Raw genomic sequence first — 19987 nt, 5'->3', positions numbered from 1 at the left:
TTTGAGTTTATCGAATGATGCTACTTCAGTTGATTTAGGAAAGTATTTAGATAATACAGATAGTCAAGAATTAGCTTTTTCATCTAATGAGTTACGTATTTCAGGAAGTACTAAGGCTATTGATTTATCAGGTTATTTGGATAATACGGACAATCAAGATTTAGATTTGTTAGGCAATACCTTGAGTTTAACCAATGATGGAACTACAGTTGATCTTTCAGGATATTTAGACAATACCGATGGACAAACCATTTCTTTATCTGGAACAGATTTGAGTATTTTAAATGGTAATACTATTGATTTATCATCATTGCAAGATGGAATAGGAACAGATAATCAAGATATAAGCTTATCAGGTAATACCTTGAGTTTATCGAATGATGCTACTTCGGTTGATTTAGGAAAGTATTTAGATAATACAGATAGTCAAGAATTAGCTTTTTCGTCTAATGAGTTGAGTATTTCAGGAAGCAGTAAAACAGTTGATTTATCGGGTTATTTGGATAATACGGACAATCAAGATTTAGGCTTATCAGGCAATACCTTGAGTTTGTCAAATGATGCTACTTCAGTTGATTTAGGAAAGTATTTAGATAACACAGATGAACAAACATTAACGTTATCAGGAAATAATTTAAGTATAGCTAACGGTAATAGTATAGATCTATCAGTATTTGAAAATTCAGATCGTCAAGATTTAACTTCAGCTACACTTTCAGGAACTATGTTAACTGTTGCTATAGAAAATGGAAGGTCTGTAGATGTAGATTTAGCTCCGATTTTGTCTGCTCAACAAACTCAAATAAATAATCTATTATCTAGAGTAGCACAAATAGAAGAATGTGCTTGTAGTGGGACATTAAGTACAGGAGAAGTATTTTCAAAAAACAAGCAACCTATTTTATATCAGAATATACCAAACCCATTTAATAATACAACATCAATCAAATATTTTGTGCCTTATAATAATGATAAAGCTGCAATAGTATTTAGTAATACTTCTGGTCAGGTTATAGATACTGTTTTTTTACAAGAGAGAGGAGAGCAAGAAATATTCTTTAATAGCTCATCTTTACCTAGCGGAGTTTACTATTATACATTATATGTAGATAGCCATAAAATAGATACTAAGAAAATGATTATAGAGTGAAAGTATACAGCATTAACAGCATTAACAGCGTTAGGTACCTATAATATTAAGTCCCAAGAAAGTTCAGGCAGCTTCGCCAGAGCCACCAGGTGGAGGATTTGATGGGTTCTAATAATCGTGAGGGGATTGTTTTAACCTAAAGAGGCTAGCTGAAAAGTTGTCATTCCGAATACAATGAAGGAATCTTTTAAAATTTAAGTTACTAATAATAAGATTACTTCAAAATTAAAATTTTTCGTAATGACCTTTAAAAAATACTTTTTAGACAGCCTCTTTTTTATGTCAAAAATTACTCATTTACAATTTATAACTACCATTGGACATATGCTCAAGATGAAAAACTTATCCACGATTCAGGTTAATTTGTTTTATTCAATTAAAAATATTTAGTCTCCATATCTTTTTACATCTCTATATTGCCAAATTAAATTCATAATTTCCCATTTTCCATCAAGTTTTATAAGTTGAAGATACTCTACCCAATTGTCAGAAATTAACTTTACAGAAGCAATACGATTATAAATATCAAGAATCTTGATTTGATTTTTAGGATTAAAAGGAAATCTAGAACCCGACTTATTCCAATTTTTAGCAAAGGAAATCATTTGTTTTTTTGTGGTAGCTCTTCCATATTGTTTTCGTTCAAAACGATCGTATCCAATAGTAATTTTGTTTAGACTATCATTCAAAACTTCGTTCATCAATTCAGGTTTTAACTTTTGTAAAGCTTCTAAATAGCCTAAAGCTTTTTGTGTGATCTCAAGAGAATCTTTTTTAGAAGCTATGTTATTTACTTTTACCGTAGCATTTGAATAGATTCTACGTGAACTTATAATGTTATTATCGGCATCATATAAATCAAGCTTAATGGTATTACCAATGCTATCATATATTTTGTTACCAATAGCATAATTCCATTGATTCAATACGAGGTTGTCATCTTTATCATGATATGTATATTTGATATGATTTCCCATTGTATCATATGAATCTTGATATGAGGCAACTCCATCATCATTATTAATAGGTTGAAGATTTTCATCCAAGTTATAGTGTCCTTTAGGAAATCCTTGTTTATTAATTTGAATTCCAGTAATACCAAATTCAAAATAAGGAGATAAATCAGTTAACTCACTATTTAAATTATATCTTTTTTCAACGATATATTCTTTTGTTTTTAGCCATTGATATTCTGTAATATTCCAATTAGATTCCATAGGAATATCATCTAAGTCATAAAAATTTAGTCTTTTTTTTGTATTGTCTTGATCAAGAGAAAACACTTCTTTATAAACACCTCTATCATTGGAAACTCTTTTGTTATTAGGATCATAAAAGGTTCTAATTTCTTTTCCTTCTTTATATTCGAAAATTACTTTATAAACCCCTAAAGAAGCTAAAGGATGTACTTTTTCAGTATGATAGTGATTGTTGATTATTTCAGAGATTTTGTTTGATGAATTATACTTGAAAACATAATGTGAAGTCTTACTAGCAGTGATTTGGTCTATGGGATGAATTCCTTTGATTTCAATAAAAGGAGAAACATGGTTATACATTAATTGCCTAAAGTATTTCTTGTTTTGCGCAATGCAAGAAATACTAATTAAACTAAACATAAAACAGTTTATCTTTTTGCTTTTTATTATTGAAAGAGACATTTTATTAGTTTTTTGTTGAACATTTTGTGTTAGTAAGGAGCTAAAAGTTTATAAATATAACTAATTTTTTAGTTTAAACTAAAAAATTAGTTTAAATAAAAAGATATATATGCATAGTAAGATAGTGGAGTAATAAACGAATTAACTTGAGTTCGATTTTTATTATTTAAAGCAAATAAGAAATATTTAAAACACTAATTGTCAGTTCGAGACTCTCGACGAAAATTTTGTGAAACGACTATAATGACATATTACTAAAAAAACGGTCTATTGACACGAATTTTAAATAACAGAATATATTATAAAGCGATTAAAAGCAGCGCTTTTGAATCTTCTTCGCAGAATAAAATTTCATTTCGTTAAGAAATCTCGAAGCCTTGGAGAGATTTTAGAAGTGAAATTTGGTTTTTAGCATCGGCTAAAAAATTCATTGAAGAAGTGTCCTTTTTTTGGTTCGTTTTTTGGGACAAGCAAAAAAATGAACAATAAGCTTATAAAAAGTACGAATCTTTATAACTTAGTCATATGATAGGCAGAGGAGAGGAAATAAAGGTTATTTGCATACTAATATAAACATTTATTTTTCAGTTCTTAACAAAAAGATGTCAATGATAGTGCAGACTGTAAGAAGGTATATCGAGAACAGTTTGTATTACTAAAACTCGATAGCCCCACTAAGCAATAGACGAAATACAAAATTATTCTTCATCAAAATGCAGTTAATTTCACTCGAAGAGATATTTTAAAATTCTAAAAATCTGATTTTTAAAGCGCTATTAATTTAACTTAGGCTGTTAGATGTATTTTAAGTTCTTAGGTGAACTTGGATAGGACATACCTATACCAATTCTAGTATTGCCTGTTCTAATTCTTGACCACGATCTAATCCCATTTTTTTACGAATACGGTGACGAGAAGCCTTAATAGATCCCATAGTAACATTACGAATTACCATAATTTCTTTAAGACTTAAATTCATTCGCATTAAAGCACAAATTTCTCTTTCTGATTTGGTAAGGTCAGGATATAGGGCTCTCAGTTTTTTTGTAAATTCTTCATCCAATTGCTCAATATTATCACCAATAGAATCGAATTTACTCTCTGTCTGTATTTGTGAAGAAAGATCAGTAATTAAAGACTGAAAATCGGAAGCATCAACCACATCAGCATATTGCTTTACCTTTTTTAATTTAGTTAAAAACTCTTGCTTAAATTTCAAACGCATTTTATTATCTGCTACCAATTGTTTAGCCTGATATGTGGTGTGCTTTAATTGCTCATCTAGTAGTTGTTTTTCAAATTGCTCTTTTTTCAAACGTTCTTGATGTAACTTTCTTCTATTATTTACAATAACTAATAATGTTAATACGGTAACAGAAATTAGCAGTAATAGAATAATATAAAATCGATTACTGGCTTCTTTTACTTTAGTTTTTAGTTGAAGTTCTCTTTTTTCATTCGCAAACCTAAGACTGTCCGCCTGTTTTTCTTTTTGAAACTTATAATTGAGTTCTAGTTCAGTTATTTTTTTGGCATTTCTAACATTAAAAATAGAATCATAGTAATATTTATGAGATTTAAAATATCCCAAAGCATATTTATAATTTCCCATTTTTTCGAAAATATGACTTCTTAACTGATATAGTAGAGGTAATTTCGAAGTATTTCCATATTTTTTCGCAGTAGCAAAGGTTTTATCTATATAATGAATTGCTTGTTGATGTTTGCCCAAATCAGAATAAATTTTGGCCAAATGCATTTGACTGTTAACAATAAATTTAGTGTAGTTTTCAGACTTGTAAAGCGCTATGTTTTTCTTATATACTTCAATAGCATTGTCATAGTTCCCTGTAGTGTAATGGATTGTCGCAATATTTTCACTAGCTCTTGCTTTTCCAAAAGGAGTAGGATAATAATTTCTCGATAATTCATAATAATACATTGCAGAATCATTCTGCTTATTATAATAATAACTAACTCCTAACATATTGTATGTACGAGCTAAATGTGTACTATCTAAATATTTTTGTCGTATTGGTATTGCTTTAAAAAAATAGGATTTAGATTTTTCATACTCTTTTTGATACCTGAATAGCATGGCTATATTATGATAACTCTGAGATATTCCTACAGAATCTTTTAAGGTTTCTCTAATTTTTAAAGCTTCTAATTGTAAGTTAAGAGATTTTTCATAATTTCTTTGAATGGATTCATATTTACCCATAGCATCTATTATTAAAGCTTTCTTCTTTAAAAAATAATTTGAGTTATATGAATTATCTTTTATTATTTGCAAAGCGTCCTTCATTAAACTTCTTCCTTCACCTACATTTTGCTTTTCAACTTTTCTAGTAAGCTCTATGAGATAATGAATTTTTAAAGAATCATTTGGAGCGTTTGCTACTTTTTCCCTTAAATCTATTGCTAAAGAATCTTGTTTTGACTGAGAAAAAACAGGAAAAAAACAAGAGAAAAAAATAATAATAGCTAAGATTCTCATATTAAAATTAAGTTAGATCTAAAAGTGCAAATATAATTACATAAAGATAAAACATTCAATATTCACTTCCAAGTAAGAATTACTGTAACCCTTGAAAACAAAGGGATGAAACTTTTTGTAACCACTAAATTATCAAACGGGCATTAACTATTTTGTACCATTGTTGAGCGAATAGTTAATAAGGTTAAATTCTACAAATTTCCCTCACATGAAAAAAATAGTACTTCTATTTTGGGCATTACTGTATAGTGTAATTGTACTATCAGGAAATGTACATGCAACAAAAAGTAAATTAGCAAAAAATAGTTTTGCTGGTCAAATTCAAGTAAGAGGTATGGATCCAATGGGAGCTCCTTTTACTAATGGTCAAACCAATGTATCAGAACCGGATGGTACACTTTTTTTTGATACAGCAACAGGAGCTGAATCCTTCACATCTTTTACAATTGAAAATATAAGTTTTACTGATGATTTAAATATCTCCAGCGTTACTATTACAGGTGCTGATGCTAGTGATTTTCAAGTAGACGCGATGTTACCTGTTACCGTGAATCTCGGTATGATGGAACAAATCATGATAAAATTTAATCCTCAATCGGCAGGTACGAAAAATGCAACGGTCACAATTGTAAGCGATGATGCTACTAATGGTACGTTTACATTTGCCATACAAGGAACTGCTTTCGAAAGTGGTACAGGATTAGATTTTGATGGAGTAGATGACAATATTACATTTGATAATGGAAACTATAGTTTAAATGGAAATTTCTCTCTTGAACTTTGGATAAAACCTGATATTTCAGGAACTGGAGAGCATACTATATTAGATAATCAAAGTTCAAATTCAGGTTATAGTTTACGTATCGACACTTCAATGCAACTTAATTTTAGCTTTTTTACGGCTAGTGGAATTAATACGTTAACGAGCGCTCCAATTATAAATGATCAATGGCAGCATTTGGTAATTGTTTGTAATGGTACTCGTTACATCATGTATATTGATGGAGTGTTAGATACTTCTTTAGAGCTTTCGGATACGATTGTGGATACTAGTAGTAATAACTTAGCTATTGGAGTTACAAGTGGAGGAGGAGCATATTATAAAGGAATTATAGATGAGTTAAGAGTATGGGAAACAGAGATTTCTAGTTGTAGAATTACAAATCAATTTAGTTGTGAATTAGTTGGAGATGAAGATAATTTACTTGCCTATTATAATTTTAATAATGGAGAAGTGAATGGGAATAATTTCCCAATGTTTGATGTTTTAAGATACAATCATACGATTTCTTCAGGCATACCACCTGAAGGAAGACTAAACAATTTTGGTTTAACAGGTACAGCATCAAATTGGATAGATGCTACAGCAAATGGCGTTACAGGAACTTGTGCTACGTACACAGAACCTCTTATTGGAATTACTTCTAATAGCAATACAATTACGAATGGAAGTACTGATACAGTCACACCAAATAATACTTCTTTTGGAAACGTAGTATTAGGACAGGCTGAACCTGAAGATTATACAATTAGTAATACGGGAAACGGGGTTTTAAATATCTCTAATATTGTTATTGATGGTTCTACAGATTTTACAATTATTGAATCACCAGCAACGGTAGCAGCTGGAGGATCGGGAAACTTACGAATATTGTTTACGCCAAGTTCAAATGCAACAAAAAATGCTACAGTTGGAATTACTAATGATGATTGTGATGACGCTACTTTCGAATTTGATATAGAAGGAACTGGATTTACACCAGCTACAGGACTTGATTTCGATGGAGTGGATGATCATATTAGTGTTAATCATAATAGTTCATTCAATACAAATACATTTACAATAGAAACATACTTTAAAACATCATCTACTACAGCAGGACAATCAATTCTGGCTAAGTATGATGCTACAGGAATTAATGGGTTCTCTATGTATTTAAGTAGTTCTGGAGTGTTACGATTCGAGTACGCGGTACCAAATAGTGAAACAACTAGTTTATCTAATGCTTCTGGATTGAATGATGGGAACTGGCACCATGTTGCTTTAGCATTTGGAAATGGTAAGTTAACATTTTATATAGATGGTGTATTAGATAATGAAATTACGTTTAGTAATGTTCCAGAAACTCCAACAAATACAGAATCACTTTCCATAGGGTACTCTGAATTTAATACCGTTTATTTTAATGGAGAAATAGATGAAGTGCGTTATTGGTCTAGAGTACTATGTTTAGATGAAATTAATGCACAGCGTGGTTGTGAATTAGCAGGAAATGAATCAGGATTAGTAGCGTATTACAATTTAAATCAAGGTAAAATTAATACTAGTAATTCAACTGAAACTACTGCTAATGATGAGACATCAAATAATTTAGATGGTACATTAACCAATTTTGATTTAACAGGTAGTACTTCTAACTGGATAGATACTTCTGCAAATAGTATTTCGGGAACATGTTCTGTTGCAATTCCAGAAATAAGCGTTCAAGGAGAATTAATAGATATACCTTCAGGAGACGATACTCCTAATACAAGTGATAATACAGATGCTGGGACTGTAGTTGTTGGAAACTCAAAAGATATGACCTTTTTTGTGGTGAATACCGATGGTACAGGAAATTTACTAGTAGATAGTGTGACTTTATCTGGAGATACAAGTGATTTTACATTAACACAAAACCCTAGTAATAATCCTATTTTACCTGGGCAAGGAGCAACTTTAAGGTTCTCTTTTAATCCTACATCTGGTGGAACAAAAACAGCAATTGTTACGGTGAATAGTAATGATTGTGATGAACCAGTTTATACCTTTACCATTCAAGGTTATGGAGCTGGACAAGGTACTGGACTTGATTTTGACGGAACAGATGATTTCATTACCGTTCCACATAACGTATCACAGAACAACTTAAACTTTTCTGTAGATTTTTGGATTAAAACCACAGATGGTAATGGTGCTATAATTAATAAGTTTACACCAGATGGCAACAACGGTTGGCGAATTAATCTGGATGGTGGAAGAATTGAATTTTACTATTATGCCAGTGCATCAAATTATACAACAAGACTGTTAAATGGAGCAACGTATGTTGCTGATGGAAATTGGCACCATGTGGCTATAACTTTAGATTCAGGACGAGCAAGATGTTATATAGATGGAGCAAGTGCCCATTCAACAGGGTGGAATGGTACGGCAACGGTTGCATCAAGTTCAGAAGACATACAAATAGGATATGCTGCTTCAGATACACCTACTGGAGATGCAGCTGGATATTTTCAAGGACAACTTGATGAACTTCGTGTTTGGACAAAAACATTGACAGCATTTGAAGTAGGAGCCCGCAACAGCTGTAGTGCAGATATGGCACAGGCTGATTTACTGTTAAGCTATAATTTTAATCAAGGAATTACGGAACAAAATAATAGCTCTGAAACAACTTTAAATGATAGCTCTGGAAATAATACTAATGGTACACTATCAAACTTTGAACTTGATGGAAGTACAAGTAACTGGATTGATACTACGGCTAATGGAATATCTGGTTCTTGTGACTGTGTAGTTGTTGGAGACGTTACGTTAACAAGTCAAACAGAAGTAGATAATTATGTAACCAATACTTTGGGTTCTTGTGGAATTATAGAAGGAGATCTTACTATTAACGGTACGATAACTGATTTATCAGGCTTTTCAAATGTGCATATTATTTCTGGAGATTTTTATATGGAAGGAAATATTGTGGATGACCTTTCAGGATTTAGTGCATTGACAACTGTTGGAGGAAACTTCACGTTAAAAAACATGGCGAATACTAGTTCTATAGCTTCTTTTTCGAATGTTACAAGTATAGGGGGGAGTTTTGAAGTTAATAATTTAGATCAAATAACAGATATATCTATTCTAAGTCAGATTTCTTCAATTTCAAGCATAACGATTACGGGGAATTCGATGTTATCAACAATTGCTTTTGACGAATTGCAAACAATGGGTTCAAAAATTTCTATAACATTTAATAGCTCATTAAGTTCTTTCTCAGTTCCAAAATTGACTCAAGTAAATGGTGAATTTGCAATAAATAATAATGGAGGAGGAATAACTAGTCTTAGTTTAGCGCTTTTAGAAAGTACTGGGAATTTTCTAATAGCTGATATGAATGGTTTACAATCTATCTCTGTTCCGGAGCTACACACGCTTACAGGTCGTCTTTCTGTTGCTGGTTGCAATGCTTTAACTACATTAAGTATTCCAAAACTAACAAGTGTTAGTAATAACTTTTCAATTGATAGTTGTACTCAACTTGCTACAATAGATATAATGGCTTTATCAACAGTTAGCGGTAATTTTAGTATTGATGATTTAGCGATAAGTAGTTTGAGTTTTCTACAAAATGTAACAAGTATTGGAGGTCAACTTTTAATAAGAGATATGGTTAATTTGACTAACCTACAAGGAGTAGATGAATTAACGAGTTTAGGAAGTTTCAGTTTAAATGATTGTGATTTAGTTACTAACCTAGAAGGATTCCCTAAACTAGCCATTACTTCTATAAATTCATTAACCATTTCTGAAAATGAATTAATCACATCATTCAATAATTCTTTCCTTGAATCCTTAACTTCTATAGGAAGATTAAGTATTAGTTTTAATGGAAGTCTTGCAGATATAAGTGCATTACAAAATGTTACACAATTAACAAGCTCAGATTCTACCATTAGAAATAATAATGAGTTGTTAACTATTGATTTGTTTGGTTTGCAAAATGTAGCAAATAATTTAGTTATCCAAAATCAAGCGAATACTACAGGATTATGTGGCTTATTTAATTATGTACATAATGGTAATGGGAGTTCAACACTGACTTTCACAGGTACAAACCCTACAGATTGGGATAGCGTTCAAGATATCATTGATGGTTGTGGTACCCCTGTGATTACCTTAATTGGAGATAATCCACAAGAAATTGAATTAGGAAGTGGTTATTCGGAATTAGGAGCAACAGTAAATGATGGTTCTACAGTTATTATAAATACAAGTGCATTTGTAGATGCTATTGGAAGTTATGATATTACCTATAATGCAACTGGTGTTTCTGGAAATAATGCGGTAGAAGTAATTAGAACAGTTAATGTAGTACATCCAGCAGAAATAACTTGGAACGGAAATACTGATACTAACTGGACTGTAAATGGAAACTGGTCTACAAGTTTTACTCCTTTAGTAACACAAAATGTTATTGTTCCAGATGTAACAAACCAGCCAATTATAGGTTCTGGAGTTGTTGCAGAAATGAATAATTTAACTGTTGAAAGTTTAGCAAGTTTTGATATTTCAGATGGAGGAGTTGTACTAGTAAATGGAAATTTAACAGCAAATGAAACCATAAATATAGGCTCTTCTGTAAATACCAGCGGGACCTTTATCGTTAAAGGTACAGCTACAGGAAATGTTTCTTATGAACGATCAGGATTAACCGCTAATGCATGGAGTTTAATCACAGCACCAGTTTCTGGACAAAGCATTAAAGAATTTATTGAAAATTCAGCAAATGATATTCGAGTGAATACCACAGTTACACCAAATCGTTATGCCGTTGCTTATTATAATGATAGTAATGCAGCTGGGTCAAAATGGGTATATTATACAGCCGATGATATTGTAACCAATACACTTACTTTCGAAAAAGGTAAAAGTTATATCGTTTCCAGAGCAACCAATGGTTCGGTAACATTTACAGGAACATTAGAAACAAATGACGTTTCAGTTTCAGTAAATGAAGACCAATGGAACGCGGTTGGAAGTCCGTATACAGCGTATTTACCAGTGAATAATAATGCTAATGCGAATTTTATTCAAGAGAACTTAAGTAAATTCGATCCTGTAAATGTGGGTGTATATGTTTGGGATAATTCACAAAACAAATATGTAGCAAAAACATTATTGGATTCTGATATTTCATTAACAGTAGGACAAGGATTTTTTATAAAAACAGCATCTGGAGTTACTTCAATTGATTTTAAAGAGAATCAGCGTTTGCACAATGCTACTGGAGTACAAGTATTCTCTAGAGGTACAACTACAGCTATACCAAGTATTCAGGTACTAGCAGAGCAAGATGGAGTAGTGGTAGATACTAATATTAAGTATCTAGCAAATGCAACTAAAGAATTAGATTCAGGTTATGATGTAGGGAATTTTAAAGGAGCTTCTTTCGATATATTTACACGTTTAGTCGGTAATTCAGAAGAGAGTAACTTTACAATACAAGCATTACCAAATACTGGTTATGAAGAAATGGTTATTCCTCTAGGTATTCAATCAGAAGCAAATAAAACGATACAATTATCAGTAGCTTCTGAAGCTTTACCATCAGGAACTAAAATTTATTTAGAAGATACAACAACAGGTAATTTTATTGAGTTAAGAAAAAATAAAGCATATACTTTCCAAACATCTGAAGTATTGTCCGGTATAGGAAGATTTTATATACATACTAAATTTAATCCTATTGAAAAAGAAGATTTTTACAATGTAGATATTTTCAAATCAAACAAACAAGAAATTACAATTACAGGAATTCAGAGTCAAGGAGAAGTAGAAATTCAGCTATACTCAGTATTAGGAAGTAAAGTATATAGCCAATCTGTAAAAGGAAGTAATACGATTATAATTCAACCAGTATCTTCCTTTGGGGCAGGTATATATATCGTTCGATTAGAACTAGAAGGAAAAACAATTCATAAGAAAGTAATATTTGAATAAGAGCATCATGAAGACAAATACAACAGAACATAAAAAAGACATTACAAGAAAGGAAGCATTACAAAAGATAGGAAATTATGGAAAGTATACAGCGCTAACAGCATTAGGAACCTATTTAATTTTAAATCCCCAAAAAGCGCAAGCTACTAGTCCTGAACCACCAGGAGGAGGTTTTGATAGTTTTTAATGTATTCATGTAAAGGTTGCTTTTTATAAAAGCATAAGATTTAACTTATAAAGGAAAAGACCTCACAGATTTCAAAAATCTGTGAGGTCTAAATATTTAAGGAAAATTAATAAATAGAAAATAAAAAGTTTAAAAATACATTTTTGTTGTCAGATCTAGCGTAGTTGAAAATCTTGTTATTGTTAGTAATTTATATAATTATTTTTTTCTTACGCCCTGTGAAAACTGTCTTTGTGAAAGAAACATAGGGTAGTAAATCAATCTGTTTATTGTGCATTGAAAATAAAAGTATAACATCAAAATAGACGGATTATTTAATATATCAAAAAGAGGCTTTTTTCACGAAGTTGTATCAATAAAAAGGTATTGATCAGTATTTATATCTTTACCCTATGATTAAAAAAGTATTTTTTTCTTTCTTTTTAATAATAACTTTAAATACAAAATCACAAGAAAATGACACACTTCTTGTTAAATACAAAACTGCATACGACGATGCGAAAAGGGATACTATCCGTTTGCAAAAGATTTTAGATTTAGGAGAATATCTAATCAATAGAGATTTTAAAAAAGCGAAAAAATATTTTAATGAAGGTTTAGACATCATTTCAAAAGATGAGAAAAGATTAGAAAAATATAAAATCGCTATCTATGTACAATTGGGTGTGATAAATAGACGTGAAGCAAATTATGATAAAGCTATCGATTATTACCTTAAATCACTTTCATATTATGAAAAGAAAGAAGATGAATCAAAAATAGCGGATGTTTATCATAACATGGCTTTGGTATATAGATATCAAAGAAATCATAAAAAAGCTATTGAAAATTATAAAACAGCAATTACATTAAAAGAAAAAGTAAAAGATACTTTTGGTTTAGGAGCAGGTTATAATATGTTAGGAGTTTCTTATAGACAAAATAAACAGTTAGATTCTGCTTTATTCTGTTATGAAAAAGCAATGTATTTTTTCAATGCTATAAAAAGTAAAGAAGATATACATGGAGTCTATGGTAACTTAGCAGCATTATATGCCTATCAAAAAAAGTTCGATTTATCCCTACCTTTAAAGTATAAAAATTTAAAATATTATAAGTCGATAGGTAAAAAGTTATCGGTTTGCGTAGAGTATTTTAATTTATCTAATGACTTCAAAAGAATGAAGAAATGGAAAGAATCATTACTGTATGCAGATTCTTCATTACAGGTTGCTTTAGAACAAGGATTCAAAGAAAGAATTTCCAAAGCCTATTTAAGAAAGAGTTTTGCAAGTAAAAAGTTGGGCGAATTTGAGAATGCATATGAAAATTATAGAATGTTTAATCGATATTCAGATTCTATTTTTAATATTCAAAGTGCTAAGAAAATTCAAGCGCTAGAACTCAATTACAAATTTGAGAAAGAAAAAGCGGAATTGGAATTAAAGAATAAATCAGAAGCATCAAAGAAGAAATTATATTTATTATTATTCATTTTGTCATTAATTAGTGCGGCATTAATAGGTGTGCTATTAAGAAGAAACTACCTGCAAAAATTGAAGTTAGATAACTTAAAATTTGAAAATGAAAAGAAAGAATTAAGTACAGAAATAGCATCAAGAGAAAAAGAAATGAAACAGTTGATTGCAGATAATACAATGCGTGTAGCTTTTAAAGAAGAATTAATTCATAAAATTAAAGAAGAAGTGGTGAGTAAGAAACCAGAACAAATGAAAACTACATTGAACTCTTTAATAATGCAATTACAATTACAAGTTACTACAGAGAAAAAATTAGATGGTTTACAAGAAAAAATAACAGAAGTTAATAAAGAATTTGATTCAGTTTTAAGAGAAAAATTCCCAGAATTGACCAAAGGAGAAAGAGAAGTTTGTGCTTTGTTACGTTTAAACTTATCTATTAAAGAGATTATGACAATAAGAGATGTTTCTGTAGATTCTGTAAAATCAATGCGAAAAAGAATACGAAAAAAGATGAACGTTTCTTCTGAAATTGATTTAGTAGAATTTATACAAAACCTATAGTGACACCATTTGACACCGTGTAAATGAGGTTTTAAAAAGTAGTCACTCATACATTTGCCGCATTAGTATTTAAGAGCAAATTTTATGAGAAAACGACTATTGTTATCATTATATATTTTTCTTTTTTTATTTCTAAAAGGATATGCACAAACTAATAATCAAATTAGTGGAGCAACAGTAACACCCAATCAAAGTGCAGATACAGGAACATCATTCCCTTATGATGGGAGCTTAACATTTAATCCAGGTTCATTAATAAGTACAGGAGATTGGAATTTAATTCTAGGTCCCGGAGCAGGAAGTGCTTTAACTAACGGATCAAGGAATATTTTTTTAGGAGGAATGGCAGGCGCTAAATTTACTAGTCGTGATAATATTATAATTGGAGTATTTACTGCGGATCAAACCGCTGGAAATATGGAAAATGTATACATAGGAAACTATGTAGCACGTTATGCCACTGGAAATGATAATGTAGTTATTGGGCACAGAGCAGGTCAACAATTGACTACGGGATTTGATAATACGCTAATTGGAGAAGAAGCAGGTAGATCTTTAACTGAAGGAAAAGATAATGTTTTTATAGGTGAAGATGCTGGACGAGATGCTACAACAGCTACACACAATGTATTCTTAGGTAGCGCTACCGGTACAGCTAATACTACAGGAAGTGGTAATACATTTATTGGAGCAAGTAGTACTGGAACTGTAGAGAATGCTATTGAAGGTTTTAGTAATGTATATGCTTTAATTAGTACCAATAATGCTGCTGGTAGAGATAATAGAACAGGACAAGGAAATACTTTTGTAGGAGGTGGTGCAGGTCAAGATAATACAGATGGTTACGCCAATACGTTTCTAGGGTTTGATGCAGGTGCAAATAGTAATCATGCCGATGGAAATACATTTATAGGCTATGGTGCAGGTTGGGATAATAATCGATTAAATAATTTTAATGATGCGAATAGAAACACCTATGTAGGTGCAATGGCAGGGGGAACAAATAGAACAGGTTCTGATAATGTTGGTATGGGTTGGAATGCTGATTTTACAGATTTAGGAGTAACTGGTCCTGGTGCTGGAAAAAATAACCGTAATACGTTTTTAGGAAATAGAACTGATGTATTTGGAGATGATCAAGTGATTCTTGGTTTTGATGCCAAAGCATTAGGGAATAAAGGATCAATTACTATTGGTTCACATAGTAGTACCACACAATCATACGCCGCAGCTATAGGATATAATGTTGATGTAACTAAAGCAAATACAATGGCGTTAGGTGGAAATACAGTAACTAATAGATTTAGTGTGGGTATTGGTACAGTAGCCGCAAACCAAAACGCTTCCTTAGAATTGGCAGATGTAGATAAAGGTTTTTTAATAAATAGGCTAACAACAGCACAACGTACAGCTATGGAAACATCTGCAGCTAGTGGCAATGCATTAACTACTACTGATGCTGGTTTAATGGTGTATGATATTGATTTATCAACCCTTTTTGTGTGGAATGGTACTTCATGGATCAGTACGACATCAGTGAATACAGACAATCAAAAGATTGATACTTTTCAATTGGTAGATAATAAAATTCAGCTTTCTATTGAGGCTGATGGAGAAGCTATAAAGGAGTTAGATTTATCAAGTTATTTAGACAATACCGATGCACAAACCATTTCTTTATCAGGAACAGATTTGAGTATTTTGAATGGTAATACTATTGATTTATCGCCTTTGCAAGATGGAATAGGAACGGACAATCAAGATTTAACCTTAACAGGTAATACGTTGAGTTTAACCAATGATGCTACTATAGTTGATCTTTCAGGATATTTAGACAATACTGATACCCAGACCATTTCTTTATCAGGAACAGATTTGAGTATTTTGAATGGTAATACTATTGATTTATCATCATTGCAAGATGGAGTAGGAACGGATAATCAGGATTTAACATTATCAGGAAATGTTTTAAGTTTAACTAACGATATTACTACAGTTGATCTTTCAGGGTATTTAGACAATACTGATGGACAAACCATTTCTTTATCAGGAACAGATTTGAGTATTTTGAATGGTAATACTATTGATTTATCGCCTTTGCAAGATGGTGTAGGAACGGATAATCAAGATTTAACCTTATCAGGTAACACGTTGAGTTTAACCAATGATGGTACTACAGTTGATCTTTCAGGATATTTAGACAATACTGATGCCCAAACGATTTCTTTATCCGGAACAGATTTGAGTATTTCCAATGGTAATTCTGTTGATTTATCGTCTTTACAAGATGGGGTAGGAACGGATAATCAAGACTTAACCTTAACAGGTAATACATTGAGTTTAACCAATGATGCTACTTTCGTTGATTTAGGAAAGTATTTAGATAATACAGATAGTCAAGAATTAGGTTTTTCGTCTAATGAATTGAGTATTTCAGGAAGTACAAATACTATTGATTTATCAGGATATTTGGATAATACAGACAATCAAGATTTAACCTTATCAGGTAATACGTTGAGTTTAACCAATGATGCTACTTCGGTTGATTTAGGAAAATATTTAGATAATACAGATAGTCAAGAATTAGGTTTTTCGTCTAATGAATTGAGTATTTCAGGAACTACAAATACTATTGATTTATCAGGATATTTGGATAATACAGACAATCAAGATTTAACCTTATCAGGTAATACATTGAGTTTAACTAATGATGGTACTACAATTGATCTTTCAGGATATTTAGACAATACCGATGCCCAAACGATTTCTTTATCTGGAACAGACTTGAGTATTTCTAATGGTAATTCTGTTGATTTATCGCCTTTGCAAGATGGTGTAGGAACGGATAATCAAGATTTAACCTTATCAGGTAATACGTTGAGTTTAACTAATGATGGTACTACAGTTGATCTTTCAAGATATTTAGATAATACCGATGGGCAAACGATTTCTTTATCAGGAACAGATTTGAGTATTTTGAATGGTAATACTATTGATTTATCATCATTGCAAGATGGTGTAGGAACGGATAACCAAGATTTAACCTTATCAGGTAATATCTTGAGTTTATCAAACGATGCTACTACAGTTGATCTTTCAGGTTATTTAGATAATACTGATGAGCAAACTATTTCTTTATCTGGAACAGATTTGAGTATTTCCAATGGTAATTCTGTTGATTTGTCGTCTTTTGTAAATTCTGATAGTCAAAATTTACAATCTGCTACACTTTCTGGAAATACATTAACTATTGCTATAGAAAATGGAGCTTCTGTTGATGTTGATTTATCACCAATTCTATCCGCTCAACAAACTCAGATTAATGATTTAATTTCTAGAGTAATAGAAATAGAAAAATGTGCTTGTAGCGGTACGTTAAGTACAGAACAGGTGTTTTCTAAAAATAAAGAACCTATTTTACATCAAAATATCCCCAATCCATTTAATGGAACAACATCTATTAAATATTATGTAGATCATAGTTTTGAAAAAGCAGCAATAGTATTTAGTAATACGTCAGGACAAATTATAGATACCATTTTTTTAAAAGAAAGGGGAGAAAAGGAACTATATTTTAATAGTTCTTCCTTACCTGCTGGAATATATTTTTATACACTTTATGTGAATAGTCATAAAATAGATACTAAAAAAATGATTATAGAATAATTAATATCCCCAATTTATTTTTGTTGACGTAGAATTTTCTCCATTTTTCTACCCTTAGCTAGCTCATCAATCAATTTATCTAAATATCTTGCTTCTTTGGTGAGCTTTGTTTCTATTTCTTCTATTCTATAACCACAAATCACTCCTTTGATTAAATGTGCATTTGGATGTAATTTAGCATTGGCGAAGAAAGTTTCGAAAGTTACTTGCTCATCAATTAACTCTTGAACTTTTTTTTCATCATACCCAGTCAACCATTCAATTACCTGATGTAACTCCTCTTTTGTTCTTCCTTTTTTCTCAACTTTATTGACATAGTGAGGATACACAGATGAAAATTTCATGTTTGCAATTCTAGCATCATGTTCTGGTGTTGTTTTCATTTGATATTCATTTTAATAATTATATAATTTTTATCTAAAATTCAAAACCTTTAATGGGTGAAGAAATATCGACTAAAGTACCACTAGGATCTTTAAGTAATAATCGTCTTTGACCATAAAATGTATCTATAGGTTCGCTAATAATTTCAAACGTTTCCAATTTAGCAATTTTAAATATTTCATCTGCATTATCAACAACAAATGTTATATAAAACCCTTGAGGACTATTCTGATAAGCTTTAGGGACTAAATCATTTGTTCGATCTATGATTCCCAATTCTAGTTTTTTATCCTTCGATATTAAATGAACAAACCAATCACTATCAAAAGCTACTTCAAGGTTAAAAAGTTTGGTATAAAAGTCCCGACTTTCTGTTAAATTATCGGAACAAATATTGGTCATTATTCTACTGACTGTTTCCATCTTTTATTGGTTTTGGTAATGGTTATAACTATGTGTTTTTATTGCATTTGACTTTCAGTCCATGTAAACAAGTAAGTCTTTGCGAACGGACCCTGAGTTTATCGAAGGGGAAGTGAAGCAATCTTTGTCTTAACAACGAGATTTTTGTTATTAAATTAATAGATTACTTCTTCATTTCACTATGTTTCATTCATCGTAAAGACATAATTGACTGATTTACATGTTTGAAAACTCGTTGTGCTTTTAGAAATCAAAACAATTCTAAACTGTCAGTTCGAGTGCTTTTGAGGTACGAAAAAGTATATCGAGAACTATTTCGAAGTTAAAATTCTTATTCTCGATACAATTTTTTTCATTTCATTCCAAAAAATCACTCGAATTGACAGAATTTTGTTCTAAATGCACAACGGGTATTTAAAAATATATTCTTAAATCGAACTCACGTTATTTTAGGTACTTAAATCCGTTTCTTCCCAAATTGTATCTTTAGATAACATCCAAGTTAATGAATGTCTTCGTTCATGAATTACCCCACCATTTCCCATAGGATTAAAACCATTAGGGACGGTTTCTCTACCTAATTGAGCACTTCTTACAGCATTGTGTAAACAATAAAATAAATCTTCCTTTTGGATTAATTGATGTTCAGAAATTGTTTCTTTATCGATAATCCATTCCTCCATTTTTTCATCTAAAGGACAAGTAAAAGTAGCTAAGATTTCTTGTATTTGTTCTCCTGACATCATTTCACCTGTAATTTCAGGTTCTTTATATCCAAAATACCAAGCTAGAGGCCAAGCATTTTCGAATTTCCATCCAATGGCATTTCTTGCTTCTTCATCATCTCTGGGTGTATTGAGAATTTCTTTTTCTTGCTCATCCATAAAGTCTCTAAGCTCATTATTGTCAATGAATGTTAGTAATATAGTACTCTCCAAATTTTCTTCAGGAATCATTAACCAAAGTACAAGTGCCTTGATGGCATTTAATCGTTGAGCAATTTCAATTTTAGGGCGTAATTCTCTTTCAAATTCTGTAGGTAATGAACTAGCTGGTATGAATCCTGCATTTAAACAAACAGATATATTATCAAGCCTTAGATCTGTCATCCATGGCACTTTTTTATAAGCTTCTAGGTTGTTTTCATTTTTATGTTCCTTTTTTTCTTCTTTAGTATTTTTTGAACCAAATATCTTTTTTAAAAAACTCATAGTAATGTAATTATTTATGTGTTA

At 31.1% G+C, this 19987-nt stretch carries 10 protein-coding genes; 5 read left to right on the top strand and 5 right to left on the bottom strand.

Annotation, left to right across the window (positions count from 1 at the left end; translation table 11 throughout):
- Positions 1-1150, top strand: a 1150-nt coding sequence (locus BVC87_RS18480) for a T9SS type A sorting domain-containing protein (protein ID WP_143569835.1), incomplete at its 5' end; no start/stop codon positions are given.
- Positions 1151-1536: 386 nt separating this feature from the next.
- On the opposite strand, the gene BVC87_RS18475 is transcribed toward BVC87_RS18480, so the two are convergent.
- Together BVC87_RS18475 and BVC87_RS18470 are read right to left on the bottom strand one after the other, a co-directional pair.
- The gene (locus BVC87_RS18475; RefSeq protein ID WP_159439387.1) at positions 1537-2769 is read right to left on the bottom strand and encodes a nuclear transport factor 2 family protein; all 1233 of its coding nucleotides are present in this window, start codon (positions 2767-2769) and stop codon (positions 1537-1539) included.
- A gap of 880 nt (positions 2770-3649) precedes the next feature.
- The gene (locus BVC87_RS18470; protein ID WP_075343891.1) at positions 3650-5311 is read right to left on the bottom strand and encodes a tetratricopeptide repeat protein; all 1662 of its coding nucleotides are present in this window, start codon (positions 5309-5311) and stop codon (positions 3650-3652) included.
- 208 nt (positions 5312-5519) lie between these two features.
- Here BVC87_RS18470 and BVC87_RS18465 point away from each other — a divergent pair, with 208 nt between their 5' ends.
- The 4 genes from BVC87_RS18465 to BVC87_RS18450 all read left to right on the top strand — a co-directional run bounded on the left by BVC87_RS18465 (position 5520) and on the right by BVC87_RS18450 (position 17945).
- A complete protein-coding gene (locus BVC87_RS18465) occupies positions 5520-12068 on the top strand; it encodes a LamG-like jellyroll fold domain-containing protein (protein WP_075343890.1) in 6549 nt (2182 codons plus the stop codon).
- A 7-nt stretch (positions 12069-12075) separates the two neighbouring features.
- Positions 12076-12255 (top strand): hypothetical protein, encoded by a 180-nt coding sequence (locus tag BVC87_RS18460; protein WP_075343889.1) that lies wholly within the window; start codon positions 12076-12078, stop codon positions 12253-12255.
- Positions 12256-12647: 392 nt separating this feature from the next.
- The gene (locus BVC87_RS18455) at positions 12648-14279 is read left to right on the top strand and encodes a tetratricopeptide repeat protein (protein ID WP_075343888.1); all 1632 of its coding nucleotides are present in this window, start codon (positions 12648-12650) and stop codon (positions 14277-14279) included.
- Positions 14280-14363: 84 nt separating this feature from the next.
- Positions 14364-17945, top strand: coding sequence for a T9SS type A sorting domain-containing protein (locus tag BVC87_RS18450; protein ID WP_075343887.1), 3582 nt, complete (start codon positions 14364-14366; stop codon positions 17943-17945).
- A gap of 14 nt (positions 17946-17959) precedes the next feature.
- On the opposite strand, the gene BVC87_RS18445 is transcribed toward BVC87_RS18450, so the two are convergent.
- From BVC87_RS18445 to BVC87_RS18435, 3 genes are all read right to left on the bottom strand, one after another.
- The gene (locus BVC87_RS18445) at positions 17960-18328 is read right to left on the bottom strand and encodes a DUF2200 domain-containing protein (RefSeq protein ID WP_075343886.1); all 369 of its coding nucleotides are present in this window, start codon (positions 18326-18328) and stop codon (positions 17960-17962) included.
- 34 nt (positions 18329-18362) lie between these two features.
- On the bottom strand, positions 18363-18752 hold the full coding sequence (locus BVC87_RS18440; protein WP_075343885.1) for a VOC family protein: 390 nt from the start codon (positions 18750-18752) through the stop codon (positions 18363-18365).
- 449 nt (positions 18753-19201) lie between these two features.
- Positions 19202-19963: a DUF4272 domain-containing protein gene (locus BVC87_RS18435; RefSeq protein ID WP_075343884.1), complete on the bottom strand. Its 762-nt coding sequence runs from the start codon at positions 19961-19963 to the stop codon at positions 19202-19204.
- Positions 19964-19987: the final 24 nt, after the last annotated feature.

The organism is Tenacibaculum agarivorans, assembly GCF_001936575.1.
GTDB lineage: Bacteria > Bacteroidota > Bacteroidia > Flavobacteriales > Flavobacteriaceae > Polaribacter > Polaribacter agarivorans.
The sequence above is the reverse complement of the archived record's forward strand: the minus strand, read 5'-3'. Positions and strand labels throughout refer to the sequence as shown.